This window comes from Bifidobacterium scardovii JCM 12489 = DSM 13734, from assembly GCF_001042635.1.
Taxonomy (GTDB): Bacteria; Actinomycetota; Actinomycetes; order Actinomycetales; family Bifidobacteriaceae; genus Bifidobacterium; species Bifidobacterium scardovii.
This window is the reverse complement of sequence record NZ_AP012331.1, coordinates 444,435-463,478: the sequence shown is the minus strand read 5'-3', so window position 1 is coordinate 463,478 and position 19,044 is coordinate 444,435. Positions and strand designations below refer to the sequence as shown.

Sequence of the window (19,044 nt, the reverse complement as noted above, 5' to 3'; positions counted from 1 at the left end):
CTGCACAACACAAAATCCCCGCCGGGTGGGCGGGGATTTCGCGGATAACGTATTCTGACGCTGCGGTTACTGCAGCTTCTCGACCTGGTTGAAGCCGAGCTCGACCGGCGTGTCACGGCCGAAGATGGAGACGAGCACGGTGAGCTTCTGCGTGGTCGGCTCGACATCGGAGACGACGGCGGGCATCGTGGTGAACGGACCGTCGGTGACGGTGACCTGATCGCCCACGGCGTAGGAGACCTCGACGGGGCGGTTCTTGGCGGCCGCGACCTTGTCGCCGGCCTTCTTGAGCGCCTCGGACGCGATCATCGGGGCCATCATCGAGACGACCTCCTTGCGCGACAGCGGCGCCGGATCCTTGGTCGGGCCGACGAAGCCGGTCACGCCCTCGGTCTCGCGCACGATGCGGCGGGCGTTCTCGTCCGGCAACATGCGGATCAGCACATAACCCGGGACATGCACGCGGGTGACGACCTTCTTGCCCTTCTCGGTGTGCTTGACGTATTCCTCCATCGGCACTTCGATCTGGAAGATCTTGTCTTCGAGGCCAAAGCTGGCGATACGGGATTCGACGTTGGTCTTCACGCGCTTCTCGTAGCCGGAGTACGTGTGCAGCACATACCACTTGCCTTCGAGCGTGCGCAGCTGCTTGGAGAATTCGGCGACGGCCTTCGCGCCGGCGTCCTGCTCACCGTCGGCTTCGGTGGAATCGTCGGCATCGTCAGCCGCATCGCCGTCACCGGCATCGGCGGAATCCTCGCCGGCGGACGAAGCGTCGGCCTGCGCGGTATCGTCGGCCGCAGCGGCGTCGACAGCACCTTCAGAGGCGGTCTCGTCAAGCTCGTCGGCAACCGGCAGCGCGTCGAGATTCACCTCGGCCTGCGCGGCGTCATCCTGCGCGATGTCGGGCAGCGCGTCGAGATTTTCGAGATTCACTTCATCATTCATGTATCTTTACACCTTCAGGTTGGTCTAGGATCAGCCGAACACCCACAGCACGAGCTTGCCCAGACCGAAGTCCATACCCGTGACGATCGCCATCAGGAACAGCACGAAAATGAACACCGCCAGGGACCAGAAGAACAGTTCCTTGGCAGTGGGGGTGACGACCTTGCGAAGTTCGTCGATAATCTGCTTGATAAACAGACCGATGCGCATAAAGACGTTTGGTTTCTTTGCCTTCGCGGCTTTACTTGCCTTAGCCATAAACCATCCTTACGCTTCACGGAATTATTCAAGAGACTTGGCAGGGAAGGCGGGACTCGAACCCACAACCTACGGTTTTGGAGACCGTTGCGCTACCAATTGCGCCACTTCCCTAGGTGAACTCTGCCATGCTACCGGCCCCGCTAGACCGGGACGCTTACGCTCGGCAAAACCGCCAAGGAGAAATACTAGCGGCTTTTCTCCCGTTCGTCCAATCGAATGGAAAATCCCGTGGCAAAACCACGGGATTCCAACGATATGTCGGCATGTCTCAACGGGAGCCACGCCGGCCGATCTCGCCGCGACACGCAACGCGGCGAGGCCGGCCCGCAATCGGCGCGATCAGGCCACCCACTGCTTGAACCGGCGCATGCCCTCGGCGAGCTGGTCGTCGGCCAGCGCGTAGGAGAACCGCAGGTATCCGGGGGCGCCGAAGGCCTCGCCGGGCACCGCGGCGACATGGGCCTCGTCGAGCAGCGCGGCGGCCAGCTCCGACGTGCTGGACGACACGGTGCCGTTGGGGCCGAGCGGGCGGTTCAGCAGCGCACTCACATCGGCGAAGGCGTAGAACGCGCCGGTCGGCACCGGGCACGTCACGCCGTCGATGCCGTTGAGCGCCGTAACGATGGCCTTGCGGCGCACGTCGAAGGCCTCGCGCATGCGGTACACCTCGTTCAGCGTGCCGGACACCGCCGCCAGCGCGGCCCGCTGCGAGATGTTCGCCACGTTGGAGGTCATGTGGCCCTGCAGCTTGGACGCGGCCTTGGCCACGGGCTCCGGCGCGATCAGCCAGCCGACGCGCCAGCCGGGCATCGCGTAGGTCTTGGCCACGCCGTTGAGCACGATGAGCTGGTCGCGGCACTCGGGCACGGCCGCGCCGATGTACGTGGTCTTGGCGTCGTCGTAGTTCAGGTGCTCGTAGATCTCGTCGGAGATGATCCAGATATGGTGCTCGATGGCCCACTTGCCGATCGCCACGACCGTTTCGGGGCTCCACACGGCGCCGGTCGGGTTGTTCGGGGAATTGACGATGATCGCCTTGGTGCGGTCGGTGCGCGCCGCCTCCAGCGCGGCCAGATCGGGCTCGAAGTCGCGGTCGCCGCCGGCGAAGACCTCCACGGGCTTGCCGCCGGCCAGTTTCACGGCCTCGGGGTAGCTGGTCCAGTACGGGGTCGGGATGATGACCTCGTCGCCCTCGTCGAGCAGGATCTGGAAGGTCTCGTACACGGCCTGCTTGCCGCCGTTGGTCACCACCACCTGCTCCGGGGCCACCTCATAGCCGGAATCGCGCAGCGTCTTCTCGGCGATGGCCTTGCGCAGCTCGGGCAGGCCGGCGGTCGGCGTGTAACGATAGTTCTTCGGGTCCTGCACCGCCTCGGCCGCGGCCGCGACGATCGGGGCGGGCGTCGGGAAATTCGGCTCGCCGGCACCGAAACCGACTACATCGAGCCCGGCGGCCTTCATCGCCTTCGCCTTGGAATCGACGGCCAGAGTCGCGCTCGGAGCCACATTGTTGATACGGTCGGAAAGAGTCTGCCATTGAGCCATAGTCATGGCTCCCATGCTAAACCCAACACGCGAAATCCGGTAGACCGGATATGGCGCCGGCCGGGCGATTCGCGCGGCGAATGCCAACGCAAGCGTTCACGTCGGCATTCGCCCGGCGTGCGCCCCGCGTTCACACCAGTACAAGGTTGTCGCGATGCACGAGCGGATGCGCGTACTCGTCGCCGAGAAAACGCTTGAGCTGCACGGTGGTGCGGCCGAGCATCTGGGGGATCTCCTCGGAGTCGAACCCCGCGAGTCCGCGCGCCAGGTGCTCGCCCGATTCGTCGTCGATCCACACCGGGTCGCCGGCGGAGAATTCGCCGCGCACCTCGAGCACGCCGGCGGACAGCAGGCTGGCCCGCCCGCCGCGCACGGCACGGGACGCGCCCTCGTCGGCCACGAGCGTGCCGCGCGGGTTCGCCGCGAACCCGATCCACAGGCGCCGCGACGACCCGCGGTGCTTGACCGGCGCGAACGCGGTGCCGACCGGATCGCCCATCAGCGCCGGGCCGGCGTTCGAAGCGCAGGTGAGCACCGTCGGGATGCCGGACACGGCGGCCACGCGGGCCGCCTCCAGCTTGGTGACCATGCCGCCGGTGCCGACCCCGGAGGCCGATCCGCCGACGGTGACGTCGTCGAGAGCCGCGATCACGTCGGGCACATAGCCGATGCGGCGGGAGCCGGGCTGCGAGGGCGGCGCGGTGTACAGCGCGTCGACGTCGGTCAGCAGCACAAGCGCGTCGGCGCGCACGATATTGGCGACCAGCGCGGACAGGCGGTCGTTGTCGCCGAAGCGGATCTCGTTGCTGGCCAGCGAGTCGTTCTCGTTGACGATCGGCACCACGCCGAGCTCGAGCAGCCGTCCCAGCGTGCGCTGCACGTTGCGGTACTGCACGGCGCGGATCGTGTCCTCGGCCGTGATCAGGATCTGGCCGACGCGCACGCCGAACCGGCCGAACGCCATTTCGTACTGGGCCATGAGCAGCCCCTGGCCGACCGCCGCGGTGGCCTGCTGCGTGGCCACGTCGGTGGGCCTGGAGTCGAATCCGAGCGGGCCGAACCCAGCGGCGATGGCGCCGGAGGAGACCAGCACGACGCGCGCGCCCTGCCCCACGGCCGCCGACAGCGCGGCGGCCAGCGCGGACAGCTTGCCGACGTCCAGGTGCCCGGACGGCTGGGTGAGCGAACTCGATCCGACCTTGACGACCACGGTCCGCGCCGCGGCAACCGCCAGGCGCACCTCCGCCTCGGAAACGGGCATAACTTCCTCCCCTGTGCAACTCATACGATCAGGTCATACGATCAGGATCCCGGCTGGGGCCCGGCGACTCACGCGCCGCATACGGCCGCGTCCCGTGCATGGTACGCCACGCCCGGCACGCGGCTGGACCCCGTTCCCCGGGATCACTCCTCGCCGCGGCCGAACAGGCTTGTCTCGTCGTGGCGGTCGTCGTCGACGGACGGATCGGCCCAGTGCCCGGCGGCGCGTTCGGCCATCATCGCCTCGCGGACGGCGGCCTTCGCGTCCATCATCTCGTGGTACTGGCGGCGGCGCTCCGAGTTCGTACGGCGCCGGCCGCCCGGCTCCTCGCTCTCCAGGCGCAGATCCTTGCCTCGGGCGCCGAGCTGGGCGCCGTCGAGCATCTCCGCGCCGGCCGCGATGGTCGGATCCCAATCGAATTCGACGGCGCGGTCGCCGCGCCCGATGCGCACCTCGTCGCCCGGCTTCGCGCCCTTGCGGCGCAGCTCGTCCTCGACGCCCAGCTTGGCGAGGCGATCGGCCAGATAACCGACGGCCTCGTCGTTGTCGAAGTTGGTCTGCATGACCCAGCGCTCCGGCTTGGCGCCGCGCACCTCGTACCACACGTCGCCGTTGCCGTTCTCCTTGCGCTCGACGGTGAAGTCCAGCGCGGTGCCGCCCTCGTCGGCCACGCGGCGGCGACGGCTGGCAGACTGCTCCAGCGGCTTGATGACCACGCGGGCCTCCTCCTCGGCGGCCTCGCGCTTGGCGACCTCCTCGCGCATCTCGGCCACCAGGGAAGCCAGCGCATAGCCCAGCTCCTTGAGCCCCTCGTGGGAGGCGGTGGACACCTCGAACACCGGGAATCCGAGCTTCTCGAAGTCCGGGCGGACGAACTCGGCGAGCTCCTTGGCCTCGGGCACATCGACCTTGTTGAGGATGATGATGCGCGGACGCTCCGGGATCGGGATCGCGCCAAGCGGCAGCTCCAGCTTGTCGGCGTATTCGGCGAGCTCGTGCTCAAGCGCCTGATAGTCGCTCATCGGGTCGCGGTCGGGTTCGAGCGTCGCGCAGTCGATCACATGCGCGATGATCTCGGTGCGCTCGATGTGGCGCAGGAACTCCAGTCCGAGGCCCTTGCCCTGCGAGGCACCGGGGATCAGCCCCGGCACGTCGGCGATTGTGTAGCGCGAGTCGCCGGCCATGACCACGCCCAGATTCGGCACGAGCGTGGTGAACGGGTAATCGGCGATCTTCGGCTTGGCCGAGCTCATCGCGGCGATCAGGCTCGACTTGCCCGCCGAGGGGAAGCCGACCAGCGCCACGTCGGCGATCGACTTGAGCTCCAGGATCACGTCGCGTTCGTCGCCCGGCTCGCCGAGCAGCGCGAAGCCCGGCGCGCGGCGGGTGCGGTTCGCCAGCGCCGCGTTGCCGAGGCCTCCCGAGCCGCCGGCGGCGGCCACGAAGAGGTCGCCCTCATGTCGCAGATCGGCCAGCTGCTCGCCCGGATGCTTGGGGCTGCCCTGCGCGCCGCGCGCCTCGAAGATCACCGTGCCGACCGGCACCGGCAGGATCAGGTCCTCGCCCTTGGAGCCGTCCTTCGTGTCTCCCAGGCCCATCGTGCCGTTGCCGGCGGAACGGTGCGGGATGAAACGATAATCCAGCAGGCTGTTCGCATTGCGGTCGGCCACGAAGACGACGGAGCCGCCATCGCCGCCGTTGCCGCCGTTCGGCCCCGCCAGCGGCTTGTACTTCTCGCGCCGGATGCCGGCCGAGCCGTTGCCGCCATCGCCGCCCTTGACATGGACGGTCACTCGATCCACAAAATCACTCATAACACTCCACCTTACCGTGACCCCCGTCGCGGGGTCCCTCGCGCCGGCCCGCATGCGCCGGCGGCGCATAAAAAAAAAGACCGCATCGGCAACCGATGCGGTCTTTGTCATCAAAGATTTCACGCGATGACGTCGACGACCTTGCGGTCACGACGCACGCCGAACTTCACACTGCCGTCGGTCAGGGCGAACAGGGTGTGGTCCTTGCCCATGCCGACGTTCTGGCCCGGGTGGAAAGCGGTGCCGCGCTGGCGAACGATGATGTTGCCGGCCACGACGGCTTCGCCGCCGTACTTCTTGACGCCGAGGTACTGAGGCTTTGAATCGCGACCGTTGCGCGAGCTGGAAGCGCCCTTCTTATGTGCCATGATCTGTTCCTTTCGGTCCTAGTCCTGCAATCAGGCGATCGCCGTGATCTTGACGGCGGTCAGCGGCTGGCGGTGGCCCTTGCGGCGGGTCACGCCGGTCTTGTTCTTGTACTTCATGATGTTGATCTTCGGACCCTTGGCCTCGTCGTCAACAACTTCGCCCTTGACGGAAACTGCGGCGAGATCCTTGGCACCCAGGACAACCTTGGCGCCGTCCACAACCAGGGCCACCGGGAATTCCACGGCGTCGCCCTTCTTGGCATCGAGACGGTTGACGAGAATCACGTCACCGACCTCGACCTTTTCCTGATGGCCACCGGCCTTCACAATCGCGTACATGCTTCGTTCCTTGCTATGGTGTTATAAAGCTACTTGCCTGACACACGCAAGCCGCTGGTCAGACACCGACTATCAAACGTACACCGACCCTTGTACTAATGCAAGTCGAATTCCGGGCGTGTCAAATCTGACACGCCGATCGCCGTTTGATGTTCGGCATACCGGAATGGACGGAGTCGGACCCGATGCCGTCCATTCCGATATGTCCGATATGCCAAAAGGCTGGTCCGTCACTCGTCCCCGGTGTTCGCGGCGACGGCGGCCGCCGCGATCTGGGCGAGCTTGGCCTTGACGGCCGCGCTGGAGCCCTGCGGCACCTGCACGTCGGCGCCGCGGCCGTGCTTGTTCGTCTTGATGAACGGGTCGCCGCCCTTGAGCGCGTACGGATCGTCGTACTCGGCATTGACGGTCGGCTCGTCGTGCAGGATGAACCCGCGGCCCTTGCAGGTCGGGCACTCCTCGGAGAACGCCTCGACCAGGCCCTGGCCGATGCGCTTGCGGGTCATCTGCACCAGGCCGAGCGACGTGACCTCCGCCACCTGGTGCTTGGTGCGGTCGCGCGCCAGGCACTCGACCAGGCGGCGCAGCACCAGATCGCGGTTCGCGGGCATCACCATGTCGACGAAGTCGATCATCACCATGCCGCCGATGTCGCGCAGGCGCAGCTGGCGGGCGATCTCCTCGGCCGCCTCCAGGTTGCACCGCGTCACCGTCTCCTCGAGGCTCTTGCCCTTGCCGATGAAGCGGCCCGTGTTCACGTCGATGGTGGTCATGGCCTCGGTGCGGTCGATGACGATCGAGCCGCCGGACGGCAGGTACACCTGGCGTTCCATGCCCTTGCGCAGCTGGGAGTCGATCTGCCATCGGTCGAACACGTCCTTGCCCTCGTGCTCGGCCGGGTCCCACTTGACGAGCTTGTCGCGCAGGTCGGGGGCCATCGTCTCGAGGTACTCCTCGATGCGGTCGTAGACATTGTCCCCTTCGACGATCATCTGCTTGAAGTCGTCGTTGAAGATATCGCGCACCACGCGGATCGCCACATCGGGCTCGCCCTGCAGCAGCTTGGGCCGGCGGCCGTGCAGGAACTCCTCGCGCTTGGCCGTGATGCGCTCCCACTGGCGGATCAGGTTCTCCAGATCCTTGACGATCGCCTCCTCGGACGCGCCCTCGGCCGCGGTGCGGATGATCACGCCCATGTCCTTCGGCGCGATCTTCGAGACGATGCCCTTGAGCCGGCTGCGTTCGCGGTCGCTCAGCTTGCGGCTCACGCCGGTCATGCCGCCGGACGGCACGAGCACGAGAAAACGGCCGGCCAGCGTGACCTGCGAGGTCAGGCGGGCGCCCTTGTGCCCGATCGGGTCCTTGGTGACCTGCACCAGCACCGGGTCGCCCGACTTGAACGCGAGCTCGATGCGGCGCGGCTGGCCGTCGAGGCGGGCGGCGTCCCAGTTGACCTCACCGGCGTACAGCACGCCGTTGCGCGCCTGGCCGATGTCGACGAATGCGGCCTCCATGCTCGGCAGCACGTTCTGCACGCGGCCGAGATACACGTTGCCGACCGTCGCGACCTCCTGGATGTCGGAGACGTAGTGCTCGACGAGCACATTGTCCTCGATCACGGAGATCTGCGTATGGCGGCCGCGCTGGCGCACGACCATCAGGCGCTCGACGTTCTCGCGGCGGGCGAGGAAATCCTGCTCCATGAGCTGCGACTGACGGGAGCGCTCGCGGCGGTTGTCGCGGCGGCGCTGCTTCTTGGCCTCCAGTCGCGTGGAGCCCTCGATGTCGGTGATCTCGTCGATGTACTGCTGCTTGCGGGAGCGGCGCGGCGACTCCTCGGCGGAGTCGTCGCCCGACTTGGAACGGCGGCGGCGACGGCGGCGGGTCACCGTGGAATCCTCGTCCTCGCCCTCGTCACGGTGGCGGCGCGGCGACTCGTCGGAGGCGCCGGCATCGGACGATTCGCCGGAATCGCGGTCGTCCCGGTTCTCGCGCGAGGCGCGATCGGCGTCGCGGTCAGCGTCCTTGCCTCCCCTGCGGCGGCGACGACGGGAACGGGTCGGCCCTTCGGACAGATCCTCCTCGGTGATCGGCGCATAGGTGATGTCGTCGTATTCGAGGTCCTCCTCGATCTGCTCGACCTCGGCCGCGGCGCGGCGCTCCTGCGCGTTCAGGCGGCGGGAACGGCGGGAACGGCCGGACTCGGCCTCGTCGGCGTCGTCGCGGGAACCCCGAGAGTCGTGGTCGGACCGGGACTCGCGCTCATCCGCGTCGCCCGCGGGGACCGGCACGAGTTCGCCGCCGCCACGGCGGCGACGGGAGCGGCGGGATGGACGTTCGGCATCCGCATCGCGGTCGTCGCGATCCGCCGCGGCATCGCGGCCACGGTCGTCGAGATCGTCGCGGTCGTCGCGGGCCCGGCTGCCGATCGCCGGAAGCACCGGCTCCTGGAACAGCAGCGAGGTCATCGGGCGCGGGCCGCGCGCGGAACCATGGCCGGCCCCGCGGTCCTCCGGCAACGTGTCGATGGCGTCCAGCAGACGGTCGTCGCCGGATTCGTCACGCGACACGCTCCGGGTGCGGCGGGAGCGGCGCGGAGCCTCGTCGCCGCGCGCATCGTCATCGTCATTCTGGTCGCGCATCGGGGTGCGGCGGCGGGAACGGGTGCGGCGCACCGGCTCGTCGTCGCGGGCATCGCCGTCGCCGCGGGCCGGGGCCCCGCTCGCCGGCGTCTCCTCGGCTGCGTCGGCATCCGCATCCGCGTGCAACGGCCTGCGGCGATTCGATCCGCGGGACGGGCGCGAGGACGGGGCGTCGTCCCGCTCGGCATCGTGGTCGTCCAGCGAGGGAACCCGCGGTTCCTCGAACAGCGGCGCGGAATGGTCCTCGACGGTCAGCGCGACCGCGGCGCCCGCGGCGCCCGCCCCACGCACCACGCGGCGCCCGCCGCGGCGGCGGCGCGGGGCCGGGGTTGCGGACGATGCGCTCTGGGACAGCGACGACAGATCCGGTACAACGTTTTCAACGGCTTCGGCGTCGCCGAGGCCCTCCTGATTTACACTGGGCACAATGCTCCTCGCGACGCGCTGCAACCGCATCGCCTAGGTCAAGCCCCATACGGCTGTCACACCACGCTCTCACCGTGGTCGCGCATCAGATTGCGCCCGCATGAAGCAACGGTCAAAAAGTCCTTGCCGCGACGGCGGACACCGGCCCTGCGGAATGCACACGCAAGGGGATCGACGCCGTCGGATGCTCGGCGGCTTGCAGAACCGCCACCCCTAAGTATGACACAAAAATTGCCGGAGCGTGAACAGTGCGTCATTTTCCGGCGAAGTCTCTCGCATGCCGATATCCCGGCCATACCGGCACCGCAGACTAACGGCCGGAATCACTTTCCTTGATCTCGGCCTCGGGCTTCAACGCGGCCAGCCAGCCTCTCGTGGAATCGATATGGGCCGCCATGGCTCCTTTGGCCAACACCGGGTCACGGCGTCTCAACGCATTGATGATCTCGCGATGCCCGGCGTTATTCACGCGGAAGACTTCGATCGCCCGTTCGGTGCGGTACAGTCGATAATTGCTCGATCTTGACCGCATCACCCCGAGCAACGCGCGCGACGACGGGCTGTCGGCCACCCGCGCGATCAAATCATGAAACTCGTCATCGAGTTTCGACGTACCGTCCGGATGCACCGCGGCCTCGATCGACATCTGAATGCGCAGCAGCTCGTCGATCTGATCATCGGTGATGCGCGCCGCCGCGCGCTCCGTCAACGACGACTCGACGATCAGCCGCAGGTCATACATATCCAGCAACGACGACAGGGGCATCAGCCCCATCACCAAGGACAGGCTGGCGATCAGTTCCTCGGAGCCCAGGCTTTTGACGTACACGCCGGAGCCATGGCGGATATCCACTACGTTCAGCGCCTCGAGCATCCTCAAAGCCTCACGCACCGGGCTCCGGGACATGCCGAGCATCTCGCACAGGCGTCCCTCGGACGGCAGCTTGTCGCCGGGCTTGACCTTCCCGTCGGCAATGTAGTCGCGAATCGCGCCGAGAGCCTCATCCATCGCCATACCGCACGCACCTCTGCATTCCTGGGCATATAGACGCCAGTGTAAAAGATCATTAAGTCATATTATGAGTGCTTGATCACATGTAACACAATCCGCGATTTTCCTTAGATTTTACGTCGAAGAAACAGAGAAGTCATCAAAGTGTTCATATCACTTATATATTTGCTCGCAGCACACAACGAAGGGACAGGCAATGACCACCACAACGGCACCAACCCCCATGCTTGACGTCGACGGCGTTCCGGCGGCACGGCACTGGAAGCTCGAGCAGCCAACCCTGCACATCAACCACGGCCCCTACGGCGCCGTGCCAACCGACGTTCCGGAATACCAGTCCAAGTTGAAGGACCGCATGGAATCCTCACCGGTCAAGTGGTTCATCGCCGCGCCGGGCGCGCTCGGCGAAGCCCGCACACGAACGGCCGAGCTGCTTGGCACCGATCCGGCGGCGCTGGCGTTCGTCCCCGACGCCTCCGCCGGCGCCACCGTGGTAGTCAACAGCATCCGAATCAGCCCCGGCGAGGAGATTCTGGTGTCCGATCACGGCTACGGGGCCGTGGTGATGGGAGCCGAACGCATGGCCAGGAACCAGGGAGGCATACTCAGAACCGTCCACATCCCCATCGACGCGACGGATGACGATATCGTCGCCGCGTTCGACAAGGCGATGTCGCCGCGAACCCGTCTGGTGATCGCCGACGAAATCACGTCGCCGACCGCCATGACGTTCCCGGTCGCGCGAATCGCCGAAGCCGCGCACCGGCATGGGGCCAGAATCCTGGTGGACGGAGCGCACGCCCCGGGGCTCATCCCCGGTGACCCACTCGCCATCGGCGCCGATTACTGGATCGGCAACCTGCACAAATTCATCTGCAATCCACGCGGATGCGCCGTGCTGATATCGCGCCCGGAACTCGCGCAGAGCCTCCAGCCGCTCATCAACTCGTGGGGGCGCGATCTGCCGTATCCCGAGCGATTCGACCTGCAGGGCACGCTTGACCAGACCAGTTACCTGTGCGCCCCGCACACCATCCAATACATGGACCGCACCTTCGGCGGCTGGGACAGTATCCTCGCATACATACAGTCGCTTGCCGACTACGGGCAGGATCTCATCGCCAGCGCCTTCGAACGCCAGACTGGCGGCGACCACCATGTGGCGCTATCGAGCCCGGCTCCGGCCATGCGGCTGGTCCGCCTGCCCGAGGGTCTCGCCCCCGACCACGATTCGGCCGATCTGCTCCGCGACCGCGTATCCGATGCGTTCGACGTGGAGGCGGCCTTCACCAGTTTCGACGGCATCGGCTATCTGCGCCTGTCCGCATTCGTATACAACACCGCCGACGACTATCAGCGGTTCGCCGACCTGTGCGTGCCCGCCCTGTGCCAATGGGCGCGGGAGGCCTCACGCTAAGCACTTACCCCTCCAATACATCATCATCCGTATGCCACATACGGGAAGAAAAGGAACCATGAAACCCACAACCCTCACGCGGTGCCTCGCCGCCAGTGCAGCCATCAGCCTATTGGTGCCCTTGGCGGCCTGCGGCTCCTCATCCGCAGATGACGGCAAGACCAAGCTGACCATGGTCGAAAGCCTGACCACGCCGGTACGCACGAAAATCCTGAAGACTCTGCTGAAGGACTTCGAAGCGCAGAATCCCGACATCACCGTCGACCTGGTATCCCCGCCCACCGATTCCGCGGATCGGACCATCCAGCAGATGCTGCAATCCGGCGAAGGCATCGACGTGCTCGAGGTGCGCGACATCACCGTCGGCGGATTCTCGAAGAACGGTTGGCTGGACGATCTCTCCTCCGATATGGAGAACTGGGACGGGTGGGATAAGCTCACCGACAACGCCAAGAACAGCGCCAAGGGAGAATCCGGCAAGATCTGGTACATGCCCTACGGCTTCTACGGACTCTCGCTGTTCTACCGCACGGATCTGATCAAGCAGGCGGGATTCTCCGAAGCGCCGAAATCCTGGGATGATCTGCTCGAACAGGCCAGCGCCATCCAGAACACCGACAAAAAGCAGTACGGATATGCGTTCCGCGGCGGCTCCAATTCCGACTCCAACGCCGTGGCGATCATCGAAGCCTATGTGGCCGATGAGCTCGATACCTCCAACGCGTTCAAGCTCAAGAACGGAAAGACCATCTTCTCCGCACCCGAGGCGAAGGACGCCATGGACACCTACCTGAAGATCTTCAAGAAGGCTTCGCCGCCGTCGTCCGTCTCATGGGGATACCCCGAGATGGTCGAAGGATTCTCCAACGGATCCACCGCATTCCTGCTGCAGGACCCCGAAGTGATCTCCACGCTATCGAAGTCCACTTCCATCACCACGGACCAATGGGATACCGCACCGCTGCTCACCGGGCCGACCGGCAAGGCCGCACAGCCAATCGCCGCCGCCGGTTGGGGCATCGCAAAGAGCTCCGAGCACCAAGCCGCAGCCCTCAAGCTCATCAAGTACCTGGCCTCCGAGAAGCCGGCCACCACCTTCGCCGCGGAGAACAGCTTGGTGCCGATCGTGAAAAGCGCCATCAACAGCAGCCAGTACACCACCGGTAAGTGGAAGAGCTACGCGACGATGACCAACGACCCCAGCACCTACATCAACGTCACCCAGCCGCGTTCCGTGAGCTGGTGGACCGATTGGGGCCAGAAGTCCGATGCCGACATCCAGCAGTGGCTGCTCGGCAAGATCAGCACCACCGATCTGCTCAAGGGATGGGATCAGTACTGGACCGAAAAGTGGGCCCAGTAGCCGGCATCCTCACCCGCATGCCTTCCCGTCACGGACAGTCATGACCGTTTCGGGAGGGCATGCGCTCCTTTTCGTGCCATGCGCGCAGACCACAATCCAAGAAACGAGGCGACTCGATGACACATCAAACCGTTACGCCCGAGACCAAAGACGACAAGCCCGACAAGCCCGGCATTCCCAAAATCAGCAGCTATGACCCGGACAAGCCCTACTACCGCATCGACGCCGACAGCACCGTCGAAACGCAGCAACGGATCTTCCGGTGGCGCAATGCCCTGACCATCTTCCTGTTCCTGCTGCCGGCGATCGTGTTCGTCATCATATTCACCTACTACCCTGTGCTGTCCGGCGCCAATATGGCATTCCGTAACTGGAACCTCAATGACCTGACCGACACCTCGTGGGTGGGATGGCACAACTTCAAGGACATCGTGTCCGACCAGAACTTCGGTGCGATCGTGCGCAACAGCATCATCTGGGTGCTGGCGTCCATCACCCCCCAGCTCATACTCGGCTTTCTCCTCGCGCTGGCCTTGTGGAAGCGATTCCGCTTCCGCGGCGTGTATCAGGCCTTCGTGTTCTTTCCATGGGCGGTGTCCGGATTCCTGATCGGCATCCTGTTCCGCTGGATGTTCAACGCCGAATTCGGCGTGATCAATGATCTGCTGGAAAAGGCGCATCTTATCCACAGCCCGATCAACTGGCTCGCCGCCCCGAACACGGCGATGGCCGCGGCGATCATCGCCAACATCTGGTATGGGGTGACGTTCTTCGCCATCATGATCCTCGCCGCGCTGCAATCCGTGCCCCAGGACATACTCGAGGCCGCGGCTCTCGACGGCGCCGGACGCGTACGCACCGTATGGAGCATCGTCATCCCCTGCATCAGCCCGACGCTGACCACCACCATTCTGCTGCGCGTGATCTGGATCTTCAATTTCCCGGACATCATCTGGGCCATGACCGGCGGCGGCCCCGCGAACCAGACCCACATCCTGACCAGCTGGATGGTGCAGGTCAACGGCACCGGCGACTACGGGCACGGTTCGGCCATCGGATTCATCGTGGTGCTGATCCTCACCATGTTCGCCATGGTGTATCTTCCCCTACTCAATAAGAAAGTTGATGAGTGATCATGATCGGCAAGCGTTCCATTCCCCTGGCCATACTCAAAGTCCTCTATCTGGCGCTGTGGGGCGTCATCACCGCGTTTCCCCTGTATTGGATACTCATCACATCCTTCAAGGATCCCGGAGCGGTGTCGACATACCCGATCCGGTACTGGCCCTCGGTGTTTTCTCTGGAGAACTACCGGACGCTGTTCGACGACTCGGATTTCCTTGTCAACATCAGGAACAGCTTCATCACGGCGCTTGTGGCCGGACTCGTTTCCACGTTCATCGCCATGCTGTCGGGCTATGTGCTCTCGAAATTCGAGTTCAGGGGAAAGACCGCCCTGCTGCTGTGCTTCCTGGTGACCCAGATGATCCCCGCGTTCATCGCCCTCGGCCCGTTGTACATCATGATGACGCACTTGCACCAGGTCAACACGCTTTCCGGACTGGTGCTGGTGTACGTCGCCATGTGCATACCGTTCAGCGCCATCATGCTGAAGGGCTTCTTCGACAACATCCCCACGGAGATCGAAGAAGCCGCCATGGTGGATGGCTGCAACCGCATGCAATCACTGGTGCTGATCGTCGTGCCGGTGATGCGCCCGGGGCTCATCGCCTCCTTCGTGTTCAACTTCGTGAACTGCTGGAACGAACTCTTCATCTCCGTGACGCTGGCGCAAAAATCAAGCGTGAAAACCATCCCGGCGACGTTGAACGGCTTTATTTCAAGCTTCGACATCGATTGGGGCACCCTGTCGGCCGCGGCGGTACTCGCGATCATTCCCTCAATGGTCCTGTTCGCGTTCGCGTCCAAGCATATCGTCGCGGGACTCACCGCCGGCGCGGTGAAATAGCGTCCAGTCTGATTCGCCCCCCGCAACGCGGGCACAGCGCCATATACATAGGAGCGACGGCTCTCCTCCCGAGGCTGAACCGTGAAGCAAACGCCGGAGGCGTTTGCAGGCGAAGGCGAACGACAGTGAGCAGACAAGACTGCGGCCGTAAGGCCGTCCTTGATCGCGGACGAGCCGGCCGCGAAGCGGACTGAGGGGAGCATTCCCGCGAACGCCTGATATCAAGCCGATTCGCATGCGCTCCCCTCAGTCGGCTACGCCGACGGCTCCCCCTCATGGAGGGGAGCCGGATATGACAAACGAATTATTACCGGCGCAGTGAGCGCGGCCGTCAGCCGACCAGCCAGCGTTCGAGGATATCGGCCATCAGCGCGAGATTGCTTTCGGGCAGCTGCTCGTCGTGCTTGTGGGCGAGCAGCGGGCTGCCGGCGCCGAGGTTGACCGCGGGGATGCCGAGGATCGCGAAGCGCGCCACATCGGTCCAGCCGAGCTTGGCGAGCGGCTCACGACCGGTGCGTTCCTTGACCAGCCGCGCGAGGGAGGCGGCCAGCGGCGAATCCATGCCGGGGCGGGCGGATGGCGACTCGTCCTTCATCTCGATGCCGAAGCCCTCGAACATGCCGCCGGTGGCGACGTGCTCGCCGTTGCCCAGCTCGGCGCCGGCATCCGCGCCGATCATCAGCGCCTTCGCCTCGGCGAGCGTCTTGTCGGGCGCGAAACGGTAGTTGACGTGCACGCGGCACTCGTCGGGGATCACGTTCGTGCCCTTACCGCCGGAGATCAGCGTGGCGTTGACGCCCTCGCGGTAAACGAGCCCATCCACCGTCACGTCCTTCGGCTCGTATGCGGCAAGACGGCCGAGGATCTCGGCGGCCTTGTGGATCGCGTTGCTGCCCATCCATGCGCGCGCCGAGTGCGCGGCCACGCCGTGCGTGATCACGTCGAAGCGCATCGTGCCGTTGCACCCGCCCTCGATGCCGCAGTCGGTCGGCTCCCCGATGATCGCGAAATCGCCGGTGATCCAGTCCGGATGCGTCTCGACCACCTTGCGCAGGCCGTTCTTTTCGGCGGCGACCTCCTCGTGGTCGTAGAACACGTAGGTCAGATCGTAGTTCGGGTCGGCGTTCCGGCCGTCGAGCACGGCGGCCAGGTACAGCATCACCGCGTCGGACGCCTTCATGTCGGTCGCGCCGCGGCCCCACATCACGCGCTCGCCGGGATGCGCGGACGCCACGTCCCCGCGGATGCGCGCGTCGCCGGGTTCCAGCCATTCCGGCGGGAAGTTGTCGATCACCGGCACCACGTCGAGATGGCCGGCGAGGATCACCCGCTGCGCCTTGCCAAAATCGGTGGACGCCACCACCGTGTCCCCGTGGCGGCGGACCGCCAGATGCGGCTGCCGGCGCAGAAAGCGCTCGACCGCACCGGCGAGAGGCCCTTCACTGTCGCTCACCGAATAGGCGCCCATGATCTGCTCCAGCAGGGCGGCGAGCGCCTGATCGCGGGTCGCCCCCGCGGGGATGCCCAGTTCCGCCACCGTCCTGTTCGCAAGATCGTTCGGCTCGACCGTATTGCTTGCCGTATTGCCCGTTGTGTTCGTCGCGTTCGTCATAGTGCCAATCCTAACGGTCCGGCGAGCGTTTTCGGCGCGCCGCACCCGCAGGACTACGCTGAGCGGCAAAATCACCGCGGCGCAACAATCGCACGCCCCCGCCCGCCTACGTTATGAGACGGAACTTCGAAATCGAGCGGTATATGGCAGTATCAAGGTAGGTCCGCGAGGGAAAAGGAAGGCGATATGCCGGGTTTATTGAGTGCCATGGAAGGTTTTTGCGTCATCGGCATCGTGATCTTCGTCGGATACGTGGCCGCGCGCATGCGCATCGGCGGACCGAGCGCCCAGATGGTGCTCAACAGGTTCAGCTTCTTCGTGTCCAGCCCGTGCCTGATGTTCGCGATCCTCTCCAAGGAGCCGATCTTCGACATCTTCCACCCCTCGATCATCGTCGCGTTCTTCTCCGCGATGCTCGTCGGCGTGGTGTTCCTGATCCTCAACCGCATGTTCTTCCACATGGGCGCGGCCGACGCGACCATCGGCGCGCTGAACTCGCTGTACCTCAATTCGAACAACATCGGCCTGCCGATCGCCACGTACATCCTCGGCAACGGCGCGCTCGTGGCCCCGATCCTCGTCATGCAGCAGGCGCTGTTCACGCCGATCGGCCTGACCGCGCTCGACGTGACGACCAAGGGCAAGGTGTCGGCCAAGGAGATCGCGAAGCAGCCGCTGCACCAGCCGCTGCTCATCGGCTCGCTGCTGGGCATCGTGCTGTCCGCCGTGCACGCGAAGACCGGCTGGTTCATTCCGAACTTCCTCTATGACCCGATCAACATGATCGGCGAATCCGCGGTGCCCATGATCCTCATGGCGTTCGGCATGTCGCTGCACGGCACCAAGCCGCTGCAGCAGAAGGGCGACCGCCCCGCCATCTTCACCGTGGCCGTGCTCAAGAACATCGTGATGCCGGTCATCGCGTTCCTGCTCGCCTACTTCGTGATGGGATTCCGCGGCGCCGAACTGTACGCCTGCGTGGTGCTCGCCGCCCTGCCGACCGGCCAGAACGTCTACAACTACGCGGCCCGCTACAACGTGGGCCTCACCTTCGCGCGCGACGGCATCCTCATCAGCACCATGACCAGCCCCGTGTTCATTGCGGTCATCGCAGCGCTGCTGAGCTGACCGCGAGACGCTCCAGCCGCCTAACGCCGGCTCCCCTCTCTGAGGGGAGCTGTCGGCGTAGCCGACTGAGAGGAGCCAGCCATCGCAGCCGAATCGTAACGCGGGACACCAGCACCACAGCCATCCCCCGCATCAAATCGGGGGCATCCTCAACACACCCGAACGAACGGGTTCGATCCGACCTCATCCATCCGATACCGCATCAGCGAAGTTCGTCGCCACACACCACCACAGGCCACCACGCCTCGCCGCAGCTGGTGACGCTCGCCACCGTGCTCTCCATCATCTTCGGCGTGAGCATCGGCGTGTACACGGCCATCCGCCAGTACAAGTGGCAGGACCGCGTGCTCAACGCCACCGCGACGTTCTTCCTGGTGGTCCCGGCCGCCGTCATGGGCCTGATGGTGGTGCTGCTGGACATCAACTTCAACAACATCGTGGGCAACCGCGTGTTCTACGTGACTGGCCTGCACTCCTACCAAGGCTCCAACCCGGTGCTCTGGCTGCTCGACTACCTGCAGCACCTGATACTGCCCACCATCGTGATGACGATCCCCGGCATGGTCGGCTACCACCTCACCCAGCGCACGTACCTGCTCGACACGATGAACGCCGACTACGTGCGCACCGCCCGTGCCAAGGGCCTGACGCTCAACGCGGCCATCCGCCGCCACGCGCTGCGCACCTCGCTGATCCCGACCGCCGTGGACGTGGCCTTCTCCATCGCCGGCGTGTTCACCGGCGCGGTGATCACCGAAAACGTGTTCGCCATCAACGGCCTGGGCATGTATTTCACCCAGACCATCGCCAACAATGACATCAACGGCGCCGTGGCAGTGGCCGCGTTCGGCGGCGTGTGCACGCTGACCGGCGCGCTGCTGTCGGATATCTTCTCCGCGTGGCTCGACCCGCGCATCCGACTGAGCTGAGCCCCGCGCA

The 19,044-nt window shown here is 65.2% G+C and carries 15 protein-coding genes, 1 tRNA gene and 1 pseudogene; 6 read left to right on the top strand and 11 right to left on the bottom strand.

The window, feature by feature from the left end; genetic code table 11:
• Positions 1–66: 66 nt before the first annotated feature.
• The 10 genes from nusG to BBSC_RS01735 all read right to left on the bottom strand — a co-directional run bounded on the left by nusG (position 67) and on the right by BBSC_RS01735 (position 10,619).
• A complete protein-coding gene (gene nusG / locus BBSC_RS01780; RefSeq protein WP_374042859.1) occupies positions 67–873 on the bottom strand; it encodes a transcription termination/antitermination protein NusG in 807 nt (268 codons plus the stop codon).
• Between the two features lie 105 nt (positions 874–978).
• Complete coding sequence (gene secE / locus BBSC_RS01775) at positions 979–1,206, bottom strand: preprotein translocase subunit SecE (RefSeq protein WP_033519484.1); 228 nt, start codon at positions 1,204–1,206, stop codon at positions 979–981.
• Positions 1,207–1,244: 38 nt separating this feature from the next.
• Positions 1,245–1,320: transfer RNA gene (locus tag BBSC_RS01770), tRNA-Trp, on the bottom strand.
• Between the two features lie 228 nt (positions 1,321–1,548).
• Positions 1,549–2,754: a pyridoxal phosphate-dependent aminotransferase gene (locus BBSC_RS01765; RefSeq protein ID WP_171818110.1), complete on the bottom strand. Its 1,206-nt coding sequence runs from the start codon at positions 2,752–2,754 to the stop codon at positions 1,549–1,551.
• Positions 2,755–2,884: 130 nt separating this feature from the next.
• Positions 2,885–4,015, bottom strand: a complete 1,131-nt coding sequence (gene proB, locus BBSC_RS01760) for a glutamate 5-kinase (RefSeq protein WP_033519481.1) — start codon at positions 4,013–4,015, stop codon at positions 2,885–2,887.
• A 143-nt stretch (positions 4,016–4,158) separates the two neighbouring features.
• Positions 4,159–5,829 carry a GTPase ObgE gene (gene obgE / locus BBSC_RS01755; protein WP_033519480.1) on the bottom strand — a complete coding sequence of 557 codons (1,671 nt, stop codon included), beginning with the start codon at positions 5,827–5,829 and terminating at the stop codon, positions 4,159–4,161.
• A 119-nt stretch (positions 5,830–5,948) separates the two neighbouring features.
• Positions 5,949–6,197, bottom strand: coding sequence for a 50S ribosomal protein L27 (rpmA, locus tag BBSC_RS01750; RefSeq protein ID WP_033519479.1), 249 nt, complete (start codon positions 6,195–6,197; stop codon positions 5,949–5,951).
• 30 nt (positions 6,198–6,227) lie between these two features.
• Positions 6,228–6,536 carry a 50S ribosomal protein L21 gene (gene rplU, locus BBSC_RS01745; RefSeq protein ID WP_033519478.1) on the bottom strand — a complete coding sequence of 103 codons (309 nt, stop codon included), beginning with the start codon at positions 6,534–6,536 and terminating at the stop codon, positions 6,228–6,230.
• A gap of 230 nt (positions 6,537–6,766) precedes the next feature.
• Complete coding sequence (locus tag BBSC_RS01740) at positions 6,767–9,604, bottom strand: Rne/Rng family ribonuclease (protein ID WP_046726111.1); 2,838 nt, start codon at positions 9,602–9,604, stop codon at positions 6,767–6,769.
• Between the two features lie 310 nt (positions 9,605–9,914).
• Entirely contained in the window at positions 9,915–10,619 is a 705-nt protein-coding gene (locus BBSC_RS01735; protein WP_033518023.1) for a FadR/GntR family transcriptional regulator, read from the bottom strand.
• A gap of 193 nt (positions 10,620–10,812) precedes the next feature.
• On the opposite strand from BBSC_RS01735, the gene BBSC_RS01730 reads away from it, so the two are divergent.
• The 4 genes from BBSC_RS01730 (at position 10,813) to BBSC_RS01715 (ending at position 15,365) form a co-directional block, all read left to right on the top strand.
• Positions 10,813–12,033, top strand: a complete 1,221-nt coding sequence (locus BBSC_RS01730) for an aminotransferase class V-fold PLP-dependent enzyme (protein WP_033518021.1) — start codon at positions 10,813–10,815, stop codon at positions 12,031–12,033.
• A 58-nt stretch (positions 12,034–12,091) separates the two neighbouring features.
• Positions 12,092–13,396, top strand: coding sequence for an ABC transporter substrate-binding protein (locus BBSC_RS01725; RefSeq protein ID WP_033518019.1), 1,305 nt, complete (start codon positions 12,092–12,094; stop codon positions 13,394–13,396).
• A gap of 116 nt (positions 13,397–13,512) precedes the next feature.
• Complete coding sequence (locus BBSC_RS01720) at positions 13,513–14,529, top strand: carbohydrate ABC transporter permease (RefSeq protein ID WP_144414392.1); 1,017 nt, start codon at positions 13,513–13,515, stop codon at positions 14,527–14,529.
• Positions 14,530–14,531: 2 nt separating this feature from the next.
• Positions 14,532–15,365: a carbohydrate ABC transporter permease gene (locus tag BBSC_RS01715; protein ID WP_033518052.1), complete on the top strand. Its 834-nt coding sequence runs from the start codon at positions 14,532–14,534 to the stop codon at positions 15,363–15,365.
• 331 nt (positions 15,366–15,696) lie between these two features.
• Here the strand turns inward: BBSC_RS01715 and dapE are convergent, their stop codons facing one another.
• Complete coding sequence (dapE, locus tag BBSC_RS01710) at positions 15,697–16,977, bottom strand: succinyl-diaminopimelate desuccinylase (RefSeq protein ID WP_081893000.1); 1,281 nt, start codon at positions 16,975–16,977, stop codon at positions 15,697–15,699.
• Positions 16,978–17,163: 186 nt separating this feature from the next.
• Between dapE and BBSC_RS01705 the strand changes: the two genes are divergently transcribed.
• Both BBSC_RS01705 and BBSC_RS01700 read left to right on the top strand, forming a co-directional pair.
• Positions 17,164–18,105 (top strand): AEC family transporter, encoded by a 942-nt coding sequence (locus BBSC_RS01705; RefSeq protein ID WP_033518017.1) that lies wholly within the window; start codon positions 17,164–17,166, stop codon positions 18,103–18,105.
• A 242-nt stretch (positions 18,106–18,347) separates the two neighbouring features.
• Positions 18,348–19,034: pseudogene (locus tag BBSC_RS01700) on the top strand (ABC transporter permease); the annotation flags it as partial.
• Positions 19,035–19,044 lie beyond the last annotated feature (10 nt).

What these genes read in the sequence shown, in the direction of transcription:
- secE (WP_033519484.1), bottom strand. Translation starts at nt 1,206, where the DNA reads ATGGCTAAGGCAAGTAAAGCCGCGAAGGCAAAGAAACCAAACGTCTTT.
- BBSC_RS01765 (WP_171818110.1), bottom strand. Translation starts at nt 2,754, where the DNA reads ATGGCTCAATGGCAGACTCTTTCCGACCGTATCAACAATGTGGCTCCG.
- proB (WP_033519481.1), bottom strand. Translation starts at nt 4,015, where the DNA reads ATGCCCGTTTCCGAGGCGGAGGTGCGCCTGGCGGTTGCCGCGGCGCGG.
- obgE (WP_033519480.1), bottom strand. Translation starts at nt 5,829, where the DNA reads ATGAGTGATTTTGTGGATCGAGTGACCGTCCATGTCAAGGGCGGCGAT.
- rpmA (WP_033519479.1), bottom strand. Translation starts at nt 6,197, where the DNA reads ATGGCACATAAGAAGGGCGCTTCCAGCTCGCGCAACGGTCGCGATTCA.
- rplU (WP_033519478.1), bottom strand. Translation starts at nt 6,536, where the DNA reads ATGTACGCGATTGTGAAGGCCGGTGGCCATCAGGAAAAGGTCGAGGTC.
- BBSC_RS01735 (WP_033518023.1), bottom strand. Translation starts at nt 10,619, where the DNA reads ATGGCGATGGATGAGGCTCTCGGCGCGATTCGCGACTACATTGCCGAC.
- BBSC_RS01730 (WP_033518021.1), top strand. Translation starts at nt 10,813, where the DNA reads ATGACCACCACAACGGCACCAACCCCCATGCTTGACGTCGACGGCGTT.
- BBSC_RS01725 (WP_033518019.1), top strand. Translation starts at nt 12,092, where the DNA reads ATGAAACCCACAACCCTCACGCGGTGCCTCGCCGCCAGTGCAGCCATC.
- BBSC_RS01720 (WP_144414392.1), top strand. Translation starts at nt 13,513, where the DNA reads ATGACACATCAAACCGTTACGCCCGAGACCAAAGACGACAAGCCCGAC.
- BBSC_RS01715 (WP_033518052.1), top strand. Translation starts at nt 14,532, where the DNA reads ATGATCGGCAAGCGTTCCATTCCCCTGGCCATACTCAAAGTCCTCTAT.
- dapE (WP_081893000.1), bottom strand. Translation starts at nt 16,977, where the DNA reads ATGACGAACGCGACGAACACAACGGGCAATACGGCAAGCAATACGGTC.
- BBSC_RS01705 (WP_033518017.1), top strand. Translation starts at nt 17,164, where the DNA reads ATGCCGGGTTTATTGAGTGCCATGGAAGGTTTTTGCGTCATCGGCATC.